We start from the raw sequence: 17574 nt of genomic DNA, 5'->3' as shown, positions 1-17574 counted from the left end.
TAAAGTAATATTTTTAAGAGTTGATTTTTACAACTTCAACATTTTGATTGAACAAGTATACTTTTTTTGTAGTCATGTTTAAGCATTCAAAACGAGTTCTACGTTTGTGACCTCTTTTGTAAATGGTATTTTTAAATTCAAAAAAATCACCTTGAGGGATATCAAAAATAAAATGTTTTCCATCTTCTGCACTATTTCCTCGTAAAGCCAGAGATAAATTAACATCTGTATCTGTACTCGCCTTTGGGTTTTTAAGGTAATTGGCAAGATGCGGTAATATTTTTAAAGGATAAATTTCTGGCTTTAAAAAAGGAAGCATTAAGTGCTGAAATACAGTTTTCCATTCTTGACCATGAGGTTGTACTCTCCCAAATTTTTGATGTGTTACATGATGTGCAATTTCATGTATCAAGGTTAATAAAAACTGGTGTTTATTTAAGTTGTTGTTAACGGTAATTTGAAATTTTCCATGCTGCAATTGTCTAAAATCTCCATGTTTAGTTTGACGTTGGTTTACAATTTTTAAAACAAAAGAATGCTCATAAATCAAAAATTGAACAAACGGAATAGCCTCAGCAGGTATAAAATTTTTATAATCCAATAAGATGGTATTAATTAGAGAATTTACAGAAAATATTAAGGAGTAGTAGAAGAAACTTGTAAGACTTTTCCGTTGTAAAACTTGTGTCCTGTTAATGCAAAATTATAAATATAATCTGCCATTTCAAGTGCACTTATCGGAGCTTCATAACCAGGAAAAGCTTCTTGTAACATCTCTGTTTGCACTGCGCCTAAAGCCAATACATTAAAAGCAATTTTTTGTGTTTTATATTCTTCTGCTAGCAACTCAGATAAGGTAATTACTGCGCCCTTGGCGGAAGAATAAGCAGCTAAACCAGGAAACTTCATACTGCCTTGAATGCCACCCATACTACTAACAGTAACCACATGTGCACCTTCTTTTAAGTTAGGTATTAATAGTTTTGTGAGTTCTGCAACGGCAAAAACATTTACTTTATAAACCTCAAAAAAATCTTCTTGAGTTAACTCTGTAAAAGGTTTGTTTATCAATTTGCCAGCATTATTTATTAAAATATCAACAGACTTCCATTCCTCATTTATAAAATTGGTAACTTTATGTAAATTTGTAGTAGAAGATAAGTCTATAGAAATAGTTTTTATATTAGGATGATTTACAGTTTCTAGTGGTTTTGTGTTTCTAGATAAAGCCAATACGTTATGGTCATTGCTTGCAAATTGTTGTGCCAATTCAAAACCTATGCCTCTACTTGTACCTGTAATTACAACATTCTTCATTATTCCTTAATTTAAGAAAGCAAATTACTCAAATTTTCATACATTTAAAGACAAAATGTATTCAAATGAAAAAAATAATTGTATTCCTTGTTGCTGTTTTCTTTTTACAAAATGTATTGGCACAATCTACTTATATTTTATGTGGAAAATTAGTAGATACCAAGTCAGGAAAAATTGAATCTAAAAAAACAATCTTAGTTCAAGAAAATAAAATAGTACAAGTTTTTGACGGTTATATTTCACCCAAGAGTAAGACAGCAAAAACAATTGATTTAAAAGATAAGGTAGTAATGCCGGGTTTAATAGATATGCACGTGCATGTAGAGTTAGAGTTTGATGCAAAAACAAGACTAAATAAATACATTAACGACGAGGCAGACATAGCTTTTAACGCTGTTGGTTTTGCAAAATCAACGTTATTAAATGGCTTTACAACAGTAAGAGATTTAGGTGGTACAGGTGTAAATATATCTGTAAGAAATGCAATTAACGCAGGTAAAATTCCTGGACCAAGGGTTTTTACGGCAGGTAAGATGTTGGCAACCACAGGAGGTCATGGAGATCCTACAAACGGTAGTAGTAGAAAATTAATTGGAGACCCAGGGCCCAAAGAAGGTGTTGTAAACTCTGTTGAAGATGCTAAGAAAGCAGTAAGACAACGTTATAAAAATGGAGCAGATTGTATAAAAATAACGGCAACAGGAGGTGTTTTAAGTGTTGCAAAGTCAGGAGATAATCCACAATTTACTATAGCAGAAATTAAGGCAATTTGCGATACTGCTAAAGATTATGGAATGCACGTTGCGGCTCATGCTCATGGAGATAAAGGGATGCAAAGAGCAATTATAGGAGGCGTAAAAACCATAGAACACGGAACGTATATGAGTGATGAAACTATGGCATTAATGAAAAAATATGATGCTTATTTAGTACCCACAATTACTGCAGGTAAAGAAGTTGAGGAGAAGGCTAAGGTTAAAGGGTTTTACCCTGATATTGTTGTTCCAAAAGCACTAGCTGTGGGGCCTCAAATTCAAGGAACATTTGCAAGAGCCTATAAAAAAGGAGTAGGAATTGCATTTGGTACAGATGCAGGTGTTTTTAAACACGGCAATAACGGAAAGGAATTTGGATATATGGTAGAGGCAGGAATGCCAGCTATGGAAACAATTCAATCAGCAACAATTACCAATGCTAAATTGCTAAAAATGGAAAATGAAATCGGTCAAATTCAAAAAGGTTTTTACGCAGATATAATAGCTGTAGAAGATAATCCTATTCAAAATATAGAGACTATGGAAAACGTTGTGTTTGTTATGAAAAACGGAGTAGTTTATAAAAAATAGAATAAAAGGATAGCATTTGTATGTTATACTAATTCTCTATCCTGAATTAAATTAAGTTTAATTTTCTATATAATTTAAATTTTGATAGAAAAAAGAGCGTTTATTGATTTATTTTATAAACGCAATTCAGAAAAACAAAGAATAATCTGTTTACTTTTCCTCCTCAAATTCAATATGCTGATAAGCCCCAATGTCAGGAGTATTACTTCTATCAACACCTAAAATATCAAACGAAAAAGAAGAAGAAGTTGCCCTGTTGATGGCGTCTGAATCTTGTCCAATAATAAAGTCGTTATTTTGTTGATCTCTAAAGTCTGCAAAACCATTGATAATATTATCACGATAAAAAACATTGCCTTCAAAATCCATTTCGGGAATGTTTCTAATTTCTTCTGAGGTTGGATTAAATTTGATAAGAGAATTTCTTACTAAATAATTAAAGGCACTTCCGTCTAATCTATCAAGCAAAAACTCAAAATCGTTGTTTCCTTCAAAAATACAATTGATAAAATTAGCGGCAGTTAAATCTCTTGTTTCTGCAGTTTCTTGCCCATTTTCGTCAGTAAACGTAAAGAAATTGTTTATTAAAACAGCGGGCAATTGTCGTAAACTGTTGTTCCAATAATTGGCAAAAGTACAGTGGGTAAAATTATAGGCACCACCAACAGTACCTGCAAAAGAAACTTGACCAGCATCACCAATAACAATATTGTTACCAGTAATAGCAGCTTGTCTTGCTAAAATACCATAACTAGAGTTGTTGTAAATTTCAGAATTTTCTATAGTTAAAGTAGGTGAACTTGAAGATCCAATACTGTCTACCAAAACACCTACAATACCGTTTTTAATAATGGCGTGTTTAATTTCATTCTCTTTGCTTCCTGCTCGCATCCAAATAGTTGCCCATTGACCAGGAACATCATCAAAACTACTTTCTAAACGATCCCCTTCAAAAGTTACTTTTTCAGCAAGTGTACCATTAACCTTAAGTGTTGCTCCATTGTCTACAATAAGTCCAGAATTGTCATGAAAAAAGATGTTAGCACCAGCATTTATAGTTAGTGTTTTGTTGGCAGGTACAGCAGCAAAACCATAAATAACAGTAGGTTTGTTATTAGAAAACGTCAACTCATCATCCGTTAAAAAACGACCTTGTAAGGTAGTAGGTTCTCCGTCTAAAGTTAAGCTGTCTATTTTCATGCTAATAGCATCTTTACCAGGAAAAATAAAATTAGCATCTCTAACAAGTGTTACTAAATCTACATCTTGTTGGTTGTCACCATTATCAAACAAAATACGATCTGTGTATAGTGGATCTGGAACAGAGTTAATGTCTACAGTTGTTTCAACAAAAATAAAAATACTGTCTCTTTCAAGTATATCTATGGCTTCAAAGGTTTTTCCTGGTATACCATCTACATTTAATCTGTAGTTAGAGCTTTCTCCGTTTTCTAAGGCAATTCTAGGTATGGTAATAGGCTTATTGCCTCTGTTATACACTTTTAGATTAAATGTAGCAGAACCAATATTGGTAAAAACCGTATCTAAAAACACAGTGTCTTTAGAAAATTGTAGTTGCCCAAAACTCGGTAAAGTTTCAAAATCTTTTCTACAAGAACTTACAGAAACTAGAACTACACATAATAAAAGTGCTAATAAATACCTCATATAATCAATTTTGTATAACAGTACAACTTTTAAATAACTAGATTATTGTTTTGCAATTAATTCAATTTCGAATAGCTTGCCCCAATTTTTACCCGTAACAAAAAGTCTGTCATTTTCTTTATCATAAGCAATACCATTTAAAACTTCATCTTGAGGTTTTAAATTTTGAGTTTTTTTCATCTCCTTTTCTAAAGGTCTTAAGTCTACCAAACCTTCAACAATACCAGTTTTAGCATCTATAATTGTAATGGTGTTTTGTTGGTATTTATTGGCATACAATTTACCTTCAATCAATTCTAATTCATTTATATTAGCTATGGCATACTTATTTGTATAAACCTGTAAAAATCTTTTTTCCTGTAAAGTTCCGGGGTCTAAAAACCAGATTCTATTCGTACCGTCAGATTTTATCAACTCAACTCCGTTGTTTGTTAATCCCCAGCCTTCTTTACTTTTATGGTAAGTAAACTCTCTTTCTTGTTCAAAAGTGTCTAAATTGTATACAAAACCTTTTTTAGCTTGCCATGTTAACCAGTAAATTTTATTGTTAAAAATTGTCATTCCCTCACCAAAATACTGCTTATCTAAATCTGTTTTTTGTAACACTTTACCTGTTTTAATATCAACCTTTCTCAAAGAAGACTGCCCTCTACGTCCTGTAGTTTCATACAAATAACCATTGTAATACTCTAAACCTTGAGTGTATGCTTTGGTATCATGTGGGTAAGTATTTATAATTTTATACTTATACACAAGAGGTTTTTTATTAGCTAAAACTTCAAAAGAGTTATTTATTTTTTTACTTTTATCATCAAAAAACACAAGTGCAGAAACAGAATGTTTTCCTAAACCATAAGTAGCGGTGTTCACAGTTAAAGACAAATTATCAGAATTTACCTCTTTTCCATCAATAAAAAACTGCATACTTTTTATAGGCTTATTTTCTTTTTCAGATAACGTTATTTTAAACGTTTCGTTTAAAGTAACTTGTTTTTTATGAGCCAATTCAAATTGATAAACGTCAGAACAAGAAATTGTCAATAAAAAAGATAAAAAAAATAGAATTGAGTACAATGTATGCTTCATTTTAAATGTTTCGTTTTTGGAGTTTCAAATAAAAACAAATTATTTATTTGTAAATTAAAAATTATCGTTAAATTTGCATCCTCAAAATAGTAAAAAACAACTATTTAGAAATTAGAGTAAAACCTTACCAACTTTACTCAGTGCAAACATAACATTAAAGTATTAAAATATTATAAAATGAAAAAAGGAATTCATCCAGAAAATTATAGAATGATGGCTTTTAAAGATATGTCTAACGGAGATGTATTTATAACACGTTCTACAGCAGACACTAAAGAGACTTTAGAAGTTGATGGTGTTGAGTATCCTTTAGTAAAATTAGAGATTTCAAGAACATCTCATCCATTTTACACTGGTAAATCTAAATTGGTTGATACTGCAGGACGTATTGATAAGTTTAAAAGCAAATACGCAAAATTTAAGAAATAAGCTTTCTAAAATTTTGAAGATATATAAAACCTCAACAAACGTTGAGGTTTTTTTAATTCTAAGAATTTATTTTTTTGGGCGTTACCTTTCAGGTCAGGCTTTTCGTTACAATCTTTTTGCGGTTACCACGCAAAAAGGATTTCCACTACAATCCTTAACGCAACTTATTTGCAAACTATTGGTATTAATTTACAAGAAAAGAGTACTTTTAACATCGTTTTTTTTAAAAGTTTTATAATGAGAAACACCATACTTTCTATACTAATAACAGTAACTGTTTTATTAGGTCTTTTGGTTTATTTTATTCCAGAGACAAGCAACATTGTGTTGTTGTCAATATCAACAATACTAACACTCATAGCATTAAGAGATAGCTTTCAAAGAAAGCACTCTTTATTAAGAAGTTTTCCTTTGGTAGCACGTTTACGATGGTTGTTTGAAGATGAAAGAGAAAAAATTCAACAATATTTTATAGAACACGATTTAAATGGAACTCCAATAAATAGAGAAAAAAGAAGTATTGTTTACCAACGCTCTAAATTAGAAAAAGAAACAATTCCATTTGGTACCCAACACGATGTTTATAAAAAAGGATACGAATTTGTAAAACATTCCTTATTTCCTAAAGATCATAATCAAATAAAAGGAGAAAGAGTGCTCTTTGGATCAGATAAATGTACTCAAAAATATAGCAGTTCTATCGTAAATATTTCTGCCATGTCTTTTGGGTCTTTAAGTAAAAATGCAATTCAAGCCTTAAACCAAGGAGCAAAAATGGGAAACTTTGCACATAATACAGGAGAAGGAGGAGTATCTCCTTATCATTTAGAAGGCGGAGACTTAATTTTTCAAGTAGGTACAGGTTATTTTGGAGCAGGAAAAACAGTAGATAATAAACGCGTTTTTGATGATACTATTTTTAAAAAAAATGCACAAAAATCAGAAGTTAAAATGATTGAGATTAAATTATCTCAGGGTGCAAAACCAGGTCATGGAGGAATTCTTCCTGCACAAAAGAATACAAAAGAAATTGCAAAAATTCGTGCAGTAGAACCTTTTACACAAGTAGATTCGCCACCAGGACATTCAGCATTTTCTAACTATAAAGAAATGATTACATTCATTCAAAAAGTAAGAGATTTGTCTGGAGGCAAACCTGTAGGAATCAAACTTTGTGTAGGTAATAATCAAGAAATAGAACAAATGATTAAAGCTTTTGCCAAAGCAAATAATTATCCAGATTTTATTTCTGTAGATGGTGGTGAAGGAGGTACAGGTGCGGCACCTCTAGAATTTACAAATTATATTGGTACACCTTTAGTAGAGGGTTTGGTTTTTATTAATAAATTGTTGCAACAATATGGGTTAAAAAACCAAATAAAAATAATTGCTAGTGGTAAAATTATTGATGCTTTTGATATTGTCAAATATCTATCATTGGGAGCAGATGCTATAGGTATGGCTCGTAGTTTTATGCTAAGTTTAGGTTGCATTCAGGCAAGAGAATGTAATTTAGATTCTTGCCCTGTAGGAGTAGCTACTCAAAATCAAGATTTGGTAAAAGCTTTAGTGGTAGAAAAGAAAAATAGTAGGGTTAAAAATTACCATGACAAAACTGTAAAAGCAGTTAAAGAAATGACTGCGGCCATGGGGCTTACGTCTGTACAAGAGCTAGATGCTAAATATGTTTATAAAAGAAGAAAAGATGGCAAAATTTCTAGCTTAGCAGAAATCTATGTTTAAATTAATTTCTTAATATTTCTAGATGCTAAACTTACTTTTTTGGCATTGTTTTTGAAAATGGATATACGTAGTTACTGTATATACAAAAATAGTAGTATCAATACAGAAGAACAATGCGTAATACTTTAAACAAATATTTAAACATATGAATAGCATTTCTAAAAATATTAGATTTTTGTGGGTTATTGCCTTAGCCTTTTCTTTTACATTCTCATCTTGTCAGTCAGAAAGTGAAGTAGTTGATGAGATAGAAGATATTATTGCCGAAGATTCTAATAATGGAGATTCAGAGGGTGACAGTGGAGATGAAAGTGAACAAGAAAAATTAGATGAAGATACAAGCGAAATTACTGAATGTACTACAGAGGGCACAAATTCTAACAGAGAAACAGACATTGTTGGAGCAGTAAACGTCGGTAAAATAGATGATAGAAGTTGTTATGCTAACTATAAAGAAAGTTTTTATGCTGGAAAAACTTGGGGAGTATATAATATTACAGATGGGTCTAATCATCAAGATAAAGCCAATACCCTTCAACCAAGAATAGAACGTTCTCTTTCTAGATCTCAAACTACCGGAGTAGGAAGTTTTGCTAGGTTTACCGGTACAGTAAGAATTTTAGAAGCGGCAGACACACCAAGAGAAAGTGATAGTGGTACCTATATAATGCAGGCTAAAGGAAAGCACACAGGAGGTGGTGGATCTGCAGATCCTGCAATTTGTTTGTATATTGCAAGACCAGTATTTGGGACAGATGAAAACGGTAACCGCGTTCAGGTATCTTTTGATATATATAGAGAACAGATTAATTTTAGAGGTGGTTCTGGAGCAAACGGAAGACAATTTGTGTACTTAACAAACATTAAGAAAAACGAACCAACAAGTATTGTATTAGAGGTAGGTTTTAGAGAAGATCCTAATGATGCAAGTAAGAAAATACACTATGCAGACGCAGTTATTGGAGGAGAAACTTTTAGATTTAATATTCCAGAACCAGAAAAAGGAACACAATCTGGAATTAGATATGGTGCCTATAGAGTAAAAGGGGGAAGAGCACAAATAAGATGGGCAGATACTACTTATAGAAAAGTAGAAGTAGAGTAACATTTTTCTACTAATAGAAAGTTAAAAAAATACATCTAGGCGTTAGATGTATTTTTTTACATTTTTGTATAATTTGGATACTTTTTCTTTAACCATAGCTTCAGTATCTTTGTAAAAATAAACCAGTATTTTATGTTAGATATAGTAATTGTTGGAGGAGGTCCTATTGGTATTGCTTGCGGTTTAGAAGCGCAGAAAAAGGAATTATCTTATATTATTCTAGAAAAAGGGCCTATCGTAAATTCTATCTACAATTACCCTGTAAATATGCAGTTTTTTTCTTCTTCAGAGCGTTTAGAAATTGATGATATTCCGTTTATTAGTAAAGAAGCAAAACCAAGTAGAACTGAAGCTTTAGAATACTATAGAAGAATAGTAACGTCTAATACACTCAACCTTAAACTGTTTGAAAAAGTAATTGAAATTAACAAGAGTGAAAGTGCTTTTCATATTCAAACAACAAAAGCTTCTTATGCCTGTAAAAATGTAGTTTTAGCTACAGGATTTTATGATATACCTAATACATTAGAAATTAAAGGGGAAGAATTACCTAAAGTTACTCATTATTACAAAGACCCTCATTTTTATGCAGGTCAAAAATTGGCCATTGTTGGCGCAAGCAATTCTGCTATTGATGCAGCTCTAGAATGTTGGAGAAAAGGTGCAGAAGTCACCTTAATTATTCGTGGTTCAGAGATAGGAAAGCGCGTAAAATACTGGGTTAGACCAGATATTATAAACCGAATAGAGGAAGGTAGTATAAAGGTATATTACAATTCAAATATTACGGAAATAAGGCCATTTGAAATAGATGTAGAAACCCAAAAGGGGATAAAAACAATAGAAAATGACTTTGTTTTAGCATTGATAGGATACAAGCCTAGTTTTAATTTTTTAGAACAATTAGGAATTACCTTATCTAAAGACAATGCCAAAAAACCTACTTACAATGAAGAAACAATGGAGACTAATGTGAAAGGTATCTATTTGGCGGGAGTTATTTGTGGAGGAATGGAAACGCATAAGTGGTTTATAGAAAACTCACGTATCCATGCCAAAATGATTGTAGAAGATATTATTGTAAAATAATAAGATAAAGAAAGAAACTTTTTTTGCTAGAATTTGGCATGCTTTGGTTTTTATGCTATTGTTTAGATGTAGTTTTTAAAGAAGAAATTTTTTTCCTCAATTCTCTACAATTAATAGAGGAATATCTCACCCTCTTTATAAACATCTTTAGGTAGTTTTTTTTGAATAAAAATAAGCAGGAACAAAAACAATCTAATTTTTTTGAATCTTATTTTAGGTAGACTAAATAGATAATATGAATTGCTAGATTTAAAAGCGAAAAGTAGATTTTTAATAAAAAATGATTAAGACAAGCCATTAAAAAACCACTTCATTTTAGAAGTGGTTGTATTTGGTAAAATCGTTTTTACATATAATCTTCAATAGGATTACATGAGCAAATTAAGTTCCTGTCTCCATAAGCATCATCTACCCTTCGTATAGATGGCCAGAATTTATTGTCTGTCACAAATGGTAAAGGAAAAGCAGCTTGTTCTCTAGTGTATGGAAAATCCCAGTCGTCTGAAGTCACCATTTTTAAGGTGTGAGGTGCGTTTTTTAGAACATTATTGGTATCGTCTTTAGTAGCTTCTACAATTTCTTTACGTATAGAAATCATAGCATCGCAAAAACGATCTAATTCAGCCAAACTTTCAGATTCAGTTGGTTCTATCATCATGGTACCCGCAACAGGAAAAGAAACCGTAGGTGCATGAAAACCATAATCCATCAAACGTTTGGCAATGTCTGTAACTTCTATACCTCTATCTTTAAATGCTCTACAATCAATAATCATTTCATGCGCTGCACGACCTTTTTCACCTGTATATAAAGTATCATAATGACCGTCTAATCTTGCTTTAATATAATTGGCATTTAAGATAGCATTTTTTGTAGCGTTTGTTAATCCTTTAAACCCTAGCATAGTAATGTATCCGTAAGAAATTAAACATGCTAATGCAGAACCCCAAGGGGCAGCAGAAATAGCTGTAATAGCACAATCTCCTCCGGTAGAAACTACAGGGTTTGTAGGCAAAAACGGAACCAGTTGAGGAGCAACACAAATTGGACCAACTCCAGGGCCCCCGCCTCCATGAGGAATGGCAAAGGTTTTATGTAAATTTAAATGACAAACATCTGCACCAATCGTAGCAGGATTAGTTAACCCTACTTGAGCATTCATGTTAGCTCCATCCATATAAACTTGCCCACCATGGTCGTGTATAATTTTTGTAATTTCTTGTATTGCGCTTTCAAAAACTCCATGAGTAGATGGATATGTTACCATAAGCGCTGCAAGATTTTCTGAATGTTCTTCAGCTTTTGTTTTTAAGTCAGCCACATCAATATTACCATCTTCGTCTGTTTTAGTAACTACAACTTTCATTCCTGCCATAACTGCAGAAGCAGGATTAGTACCATGTGCAGAAGCCGGAATAATACAGATATTTCTATGTGTATCTCCATTGTTTTCATGATAAGCTCTAATAGTCATTAAACCCGCAAACTCACCTTGAGCTCCAGAGTTCGGTTGAAGAGAGGTGCCTGCAAAACCTGTAATAATATTTAGTTGATGCTCTAGCTTTTGTAAAATTTCTTGGTACCCTTCTGCTTGATTTATTGGTACAAATGGATGAATGTTACCCCATTGCGCATTGCTTAAAGGTAACATTTCTGAAGCAGCATTTAATTTCATGGTACAAGATCCTAAAGAAATCATAGAATGATTTAAAGCCAAATCTTTACGCTCTAGTTTTTTGATATAACGCATCATATCAGTCTCAGACTGATAGGTGTTAAAAATAGGACTTTCTAAAAAAGAAGTATTTCTTTTTACATTTTCATGAATCACCTCAAAATCTGACGTAAATGATTTTTGAGCTACAATTTGATGAAATTCTCCTTCGCTTTCTGCAGCAGCAGTATCTGGTTGCTTTTTAAGTTGTCCAAAAATTGTAAACAACTTCATTAAATCTTCTTGAGTTGTTGCTTCATTTAGAGAAAGAGAAATATACTTATCATTGATATAATTAAAATTGACTTCAGCATTTTCTGCTATTGTTTTTAATTTTAACGTATCTATTTCAATTAAAAGAGTGTCAAAATAACTCTCTGTTACAATGGTAAAGCCAGCTTTTTTTAAGAAATCAGCTACTAATTTTGTTTTATTATGAACACTATCTGCAATAAATTGAATACCATCTTTACCATGATAAACAGCATACATACCCGCCATAACGGCAAGTAAAACTTGCGCTGTACATATATTAGAAGTTGCTTTTTCTCGCTTAATATGTTGCTCTCTAGTTTGCAAAGCCATACGTAAAGCGGTATTTCCGTCCGTATCTTTAGTAACTCCAATAATTCTTCCAGGAATACTTCTTTTGTATTTTTCTTTGGTTGCAAAATAGGCAGCGTGAGGGCCACCGTAACCTAATGGAATTCCGAAACGTTGTGTTGTGCCTACCACAACATCTACCCCAAATTCTCCAGGAGATTTTAGCTTTACAAGAGATAAAATATCTGCAGCAACGGCTACCTTAATGTTGTTTTCGTTTGCTTTTGCAACAAAGTCTGTATAATCAAAAACATGACCATGTTTTCCTGGATATTGTAAAATAGCGCCAAAAAATTCATCAGAAAAATCAAATTCTTCATGGTTACCAACCACCAATTCTATTCCAATAGGCGTAGCGCGTGTTAGCAAAACAGATAAGGTTTGGGGTAAAATTTCTTCAGAAACAAAAAATTTGTTTATTCCAGCTTTTTTTTGAGTTCTTTCTCTAACATCAAATAATAAAGCCATTGCTTCTGCAGCAGCTGTAGATTCGTCTAACAAAGAGGCATTTGCCAATTCCATTCCCGTTAAATCACAAATCATAGTTTGAAAATTTAACAATGCTTCTAAACGCCCTTGAGCAATTTCTGCTTGGTAAGGTGTATACGCAGTATACCAACTTGGGTTTTCTAAAATATTACGTTTAATAACGCTAGGTACTATTGCTTCATGATAGCCTAAGCCAATGTAACTTTTAAAAACTTTATTTTTTTTAGAGATTTTTTCTATGTGAGCTAAGTATTCATATTCACTCATTGCGGGAGCTAAATCTAAATCTTTTTGCAAACGAATATTTTCTGGAACGGTTTCTTGAATTAATTGCTCTAAACTATCAGCATTGATAGTAGCTAACATGGTTTTTTGTTCCTTTTTATTAGGACCAATATGTCTTAGTTGAAACGAATTTGTGTTCATTAAATAAAGTTTAATTAAAGTACATTTCAATCGATTTAGTAGTTCAAAAATTTAGAAGCAAAACCGATAAAATTTTAAGCAACAAAAATAAGCAATAAAAGAAATATGATTCAGTTGTTTTTTAGTAAAACACTGTTAATTATTAACTAAAAAACACTGTTATGAACAGAAAACCTATTTTTGTAATATGAAGTTGTTAAAACTCCTTTTTAATTTTTATTTAAATGCTAGCATTCATGTTGCTTTATCTGCTGTTGCTTTTTTAAGAATAACAGCACTTTACTTTAATTTAGATAACAATACTGCTTTGAATTGTTTTTTGTTTTTTGGTACAATTACAGGATATAATTTTGTTAAATATGCAGGGGTTGCCAAACTACATCATAGAAGTTTAACCAATACTTTAAAAGCAATACAACTATTTTCATTATTTAGTTTTGTAGGCTTGTGTTATTTTACATTTCAAATAGATACACATACATTGTGTTATATGTTGCCGTTTGGTGTTTTAACAGTGTTGTATGCAGTCCCTTTTTTAAGCGGATTTGAAAAAAATTTAAGACAAGTTAGTTATTTAAAAATTGTTGTTGTAGCGTTGGTTTGGACAGGTTTTACAGTATTAATTCCGGTAATTGATGCTCAGAAAGCAATCAATACACAAGTAATTTTTATGCTGTTGCAACGCTTTTTAATAGTTGTTATTTTAATACTACCTTTTGATATTAGAGATGTAAAATATGATGCCATTTCTTTACAAACTATTCCCAAGAAAATAGGTGTTGAAAAAACAAAAAAACTAGGACTTATTTTAATGATTTTTTCATTGATTTTAGAGTATTTAGCTTCATCTTCAAATATGGTAAAAACGCCATTTATGGTGTTCTTTTTTTTAACATTACTATTCTTAATGAGGTCTAAAATTAACCAATCAAAATACTACAGTTCTTTATGGGTAGAAGCGCTACCTATTATTTGGTGGCTAATTCTTTTAGGATTTGACAATTTTTAGTCTAAAAAAATGATTTTTTTGTGTTAATATTTATATATTAAAGATAAATAAAGTAAATATCATAAAACTACAATTTAGCCTCTAAAATTCCCACTATATTTGTAGATTTACACACTTAAATCAACCAAGATTTTAGAAGTAATGATTAGCACAAAAAGAAATTATATTTTCGATTTTGATAGCACGTTAACTCGTGTAGAAGCTTTAGATGTTTTAGCAGAAATTACATTAACCAACAATCCCAAAAAAGATGCTATTATTCAAGAAATAATAGATATTACAAATTTAGGTATTGATGGCGAAATCTCTTTTACAGAATCTTTAGAAAGAAGAATTAAGTTATTAGAAGCTAATAAATCTGATTTAGATGCTTTGGTAGTAGCACTTAAAAAGCAAGTTTCAAAATCTATTGAAAGCAATAAAGAATTTTTTGAAAATTTTGCGGACGATATTTATGTAATTTCTTGCGGATTTAAAGAGTTTATAGATCCAATTGTGGCAGAATACAACATTCCGTCAGAGAGAGTATATGCCAATACTTTTGAATTTGATACGGATGGAAAAATTGTTAGTTTTGATAGTAGTAACCCACTATCACAACACAATGGAAAAATCAAGTGTTTAAAAGATATGAACCTTGATGGAGAAATACAAGTAATAGGAGATGGTTATAGTGATTATGTAACTCGAGAAGCTGGTATAGCAGATAAGTTTTTTGCTTATACAGAAAACGTTTCTAGAGAAAAAACAACTAGAAATGCAGATTATATAGCTCCTAATTTAGATGAATTTTTATACGTTAACAAGTTGCCAAGAAATATAAGTTACCCAAAGAACAGAATTAAGATTTTATTGCTAGAAAATGTACACCCAGATGCGTTTAAAAAACTATCATCTGATGGCTTTTCTGTAGAAACCGTTTCTAAAAGTTTGTCGGAAGAAGAATTGATAGAAAAGATAAAAGACGTACACGTTTTAGGTATTCGTTCTAAAACAAACGTAACTCAAAAAGTAGTAGATGCTGCAGAAAAATTAATGGTGGTAAGTGCATTTTGTATTGGTACCAAACAAATAGATCTTGAAGCCTGTAAAGAAAAAGGAATTGTTGTATTTAATGCACCATACAGTAATACCCGTTCTGTTGTAGAGTTGGCTATTGGAGAAATTATTATGCTAATGCGTTCTGTATTTCAAAGAAGTACAGAGATTCATAACGGACAATGGAACAAAACAGCACAAGGCTCTAGAGAAGTACGTGCTAAGAAATTAGGAATCGTAGGTTATGGTAACATCGGTAAGCAATTGTCTATTTTAGCAGAAGCCTTAGGTATGGACGTATATTACTATGATGTAGAAGATAAATTAGCTTTGGGAAATGCAACTAAAGTAGGCACTTTAGAAGAATTATTGTCTATTTCTGATGCTGTGAGTTTACACGTAGATGACAATCCTGCAAACAAAAATTTCTTTGGAGCAAAAGAAATTTCTCAAATGAAAGATGGAGCTGTTTTGGTAAATTTAGCGCGTGGATTTGTGGTAGATATACCAGCGTTGGTATCGGCATTAAAATCTGGTAAGCTAGCAGGAGCAGCAGTAGACGTGTATCCTTCTGAGCCTAGAAAAAATGGAGAATTTATTACAGAATTAAAAGGGTTAGATAACGTTATTTTGACACCTCACGTTGGTGGAAGTACAGAAGAAGCACAAAGAGATATTGCAGATTTTGTACCAAGTAAAATTATGGCATACATAAATTCTGGAAACACTGTAGATGCTGTAAACTTCCCTAATATTCGTTTGCCAAGACAAACCAATGCGCATCGTTTTTTACATATTCATAAAAATGTACCTGGTGTTATGGCTAAAATTAATGAAATTTTAGCAAAATATGATTTAAACATTAATGGTCAATACTTATCTACAGACCCAAAAGTGGGGTATGTTATTACAGATTTGGATAAAGAATACAATAAAGAAGTATTAGAAGAGCTAAGAGCGGTAGAAGGTACAATTAAGTTTAGAGTTTTGTATTAAGTAAATTTTTATAAAAAAGAAAAACCCTTCAAGTTAAAAGTTTGAAGGGTTTCTTTTTTTGAAGCTATTTCCAGCTTTCCACTCTATCTTTTTTATTTGCTGTTGATGTTTTTTGTTCATTCTTCACAAAAAAATCGAACAGTTATAAAAAAGGATGCCGTTTCAATCTGGGCTAAACTTATTTAATAAATGTTTTGCTTAGAAATATAAACTTCTAATTTTCTATAAGAAACATTTAAATTCATTATTTCTTCAAGTCAATAATCATTTTATCTTTTATGCCTAAATAACGTCTACTACCTAAGTATCTGTTTTTGTTAAACGGATCATATAAAGGATTATTTTCATCCATAGAAGAAATATGCACATTTCCTGAAGCGTGAATATATTCTTGATTATCATTTCCTAACCAAATACCAACGTGCGTCACCCTTTGTTTTTTAGTGTCAGTTGCTTTTTTTCCGAAAAACAATAAATCACCTTTTTGGAGGTTAGAAAAATTTAGCTTTTTATCAACTATTTTGCCTGCATGTATCTGCTGAGATGCATCTCTAGGAATAATATAACCATTCATAAAATACACCATTTTGGTAAAACCACTACAATCTACTCCTTTGGCAGAGGTGCCTCCCCATAAATAAGGAAAACCAGTCATGCTTAGAGCAGTTTTTGCTACGTTTTCTTGAGTTGCACTATTATTTGTTAACCATATTGAATATTTTTGAGCTTCTTCCTTTTTTACAAAACCTGTTCTTTTGTCAGGAAACGCTACCGTATAGTAAAATCTATCTTCATCAATGTATTTTAAAATTCCGCCTAAGGTAATATCAGACACAATTTCGGAAGTATCATTTTTAGCCGAATAGACATATCCAAAATTTTTAGTAAAAATTATTTTTTCGGCAGTATTCCAAGATTCAAACTCACCCTGATTCATAGTAGTAATCCCTCCTTTATCAACCCAAGAAATATAGTTGTCGGGAGTTTGAACTCTATAAAAATCTCCTTTTTTGTCCAGTACTTTTAAAGGCATTCCCAAAAGACCTTGCGTACCTAATTCTGCCGCATGTTTTGGGGCAGAACGTATGTTAATTACAGAATTTCTTGCAATAGCATATATGTTGTTACCAACAGCAGTATCTGGTAAAATTCTAACCTTACTCACAAAATCTACAGAAACACTTTTTATACTATCAATAAGCTTTTTGTAGGCAACTTTAGAGTCTGTTTCTCCAAAAAGTAAAATTTTATCTTCAGAACTATCAATATCTATGGCATATATGGCTACTCTTTTGTCTGGTGCGTATTTAGATTCAATACTTTCGCTAACAGATTCTAAACCGCTTTCTAGTATAGTGTTACTATTGCAAGAAATTAGTAGAGCTAGTAGTAAAAGGTAGTTGTGTTTCAACAATTTCATTAATCGTTTGTATTTTAAAGCACTAAAGATAACAATTTTTAAAGTCAAATAATTCATTGCCAAAATCAATTGTTTTATCTTTGATAAAATCATTTT

The 17574-nt window shown here is 31.6% G+C and carries 13 protein-coding genes; 7 read left to right on the top strand and 6 right to left on the bottom strand.

Features of this window, described 5'->3' with window-relative positions:
* Positions 1-13: 13 nt before the first annotated feature.
* Positions 14-607: a SprT-like domain-containing protein gene (locus tag DUT90_RS05770; RefSeq protein WP_114426216.1), complete on the bottom strand. Its 594-nt coding sequence runs from the start codon at positions 605-607 to the stop codon at positions 14-16.
* 29 nt (positions 608-636) lie between these two features.
* Positions 637-1317 (bottom strand): SDR family oxidoreductase, encoded by a 681-nt coding sequence (locus DUT90_RS05765; protein ID WP_114426215.1) that lies wholly within the window; start codon positions 1315-1317, stop codon positions 637-639.
* A 65-nt stretch (positions 1318-1382) separates the two neighbouring features.
* On the opposite strand from DUT90_RS05765, the gene DUT90_RS05760 reads away from it, so the two are divergent.
* Positions 1383-2663, top strand: coding sequence for an amidohydrolase family protein (locus tag DUT90_RS05760; protein WP_114426214.1), 1281 nt, complete (start codon positions 1383-1385; stop codon positions 2661-2663).
* Between the two features lie 150 nt (positions 2664-2813).
* Here DUT90_RS05760 and DUT90_RS05755 read toward each other — a convergent pair whose 3' ends face one another.
* Together DUT90_RS05755 and DUT90_RS05750 are read right to left on the bottom strand one after the other, a co-directional pair.
* Positions 2814-4331: a hypothetical protein gene (locus tag DUT90_RS05755; RefSeq protein ID WP_114426213.1), complete on the bottom strand. Its 1518-nt coding sequence runs from the start codon at positions 4329-4331 to the stop codon at positions 2814-2816.
* Positions 4332-4373: 42 nt separating this feature from the next.
* Positions 4374-5417, bottom strand: a complete 1044-nt coding sequence (locus tag DUT90_RS05750) for a glutaminyl-peptide cyclotransferase (protein ID WP_114426212.1) — start codon at positions 5415-5417, stop codon at positions 4374-4376.
* A 177-nt stretch (positions 5418-5594) separates the two neighbouring features.
* On the opposite strand from DUT90_RS05750, the gene DUT90_RS05745 reads away from it, so the two are divergent.
* From DUT90_RS05745 to DUT90_RS05725, 4 genes are all read left to right on the top strand, one after another.
* Positions 5595-5846 (top strand): type B 50S ribosomal protein L31, encoded by a 252-nt coding sequence (locus tag DUT90_RS05745; protein WP_114426211.1) that lies wholly within the window; start codon positions 5595-5597, stop codon positions 5844-5846.
* 237 nt (positions 5847-6083) lie between these two features.
* Complete coding sequence (locus tag DUT90_RS05735; RefSeq protein ID WP_114426209.1) at positions 6084-7589, top strand: FMN-binding glutamate synthase family protein; 1506 nt, start codon at positions 6084-6086, stop codon at positions 7587-7589.
* A gap of 145 nt (positions 7590-7734) precedes the next feature.
* Positions 7735-8694 (top strand): hypothetical protein, encoded by a 960-nt coding sequence (locus DUT90_RS05730; RefSeq protein ID WP_114426208.1) that lies wholly within the window; start codon positions 7735-7737, stop codon positions 8692-8694.
* A gap of 132 nt (positions 8695-8826) precedes the next feature.
* Complete coding sequence (locus DUT90_RS05725; protein ID WP_114426207.1) at positions 8827-9783, top strand: YpdA family putative bacillithiol disulfide reductase; 957 nt, start codon at positions 8827-8829, stop codon at positions 9781-9783.
* A gap of 346 nt (positions 9784-10129) precedes the next feature.
* Here the strand turns inward: DUT90_RS05725 and gcvP are convergent, their stop codons facing one another.
* Positions 10130-13015 carry an aminomethyl-transferring glycine dehydrogenase gene (gene gcvP, locus DUT90_RS05720; protein ID WP_114426206.1) on the bottom strand — a complete coding sequence of 962 codons (2886 nt, stop codon included), beginning with the start codon at positions 13013-13015 and terminating at the stop codon, positions 10130-10132.
* 187 nt (positions 13016-13202) lie between these two features.
* Here gcvP and DUT90_RS05715 point away from each other — a divergent pair, with 187 nt between their 5' ends.
* Positions 13203-14024: a hypothetical protein gene (locus DUT90_RS05715; protein ID WP_114426205.1), complete on the top strand. Its 822-nt coding sequence runs from the start codon at positions 13203-13205 to the stop codon at positions 14022-14024.
* 141 nt (positions 14025-14165) lie between these two features.
* A complete protein-coding gene (gene serA / locus DUT90_RS05710) occupies positions 14166-16058 on the top strand; it encodes a phosphoglycerate dehydrogenase (RefSeq protein ID WP_114426204.1) in 1893 nt (630 codons plus the stop codon).
* Between the two features lie 244 nt (positions 16059-16302).
* On the opposite strand, the gene DUT90_RS05705 is transcribed toward serA, so the two are convergent.
* Complete coding sequence (locus DUT90_RS05705; protein ID WP_258848505.1) at positions 16303-17571, bottom strand: C40 family peptidase; 1269 nt, start codon at positions 17569-17571, stop codon at positions 16303-16305.
* Between the last annotated feature and the right edge of the window lie 3 nt (positions 17572-17574).

The sequence above is a fragment of the Polaribacter sp. WD7 genome (assembly GCF_003335085.1).
Classification (GTDB): Bacteria; Bacteroidota; Bacteroidia; order Flavobacteriales; family Flavobacteriaceae; genus Polaribacter.
Note: the sequence above shows the minus strand (reverse complement) of the source record. Positions and strands in the feature narration are given on the sequence as shown.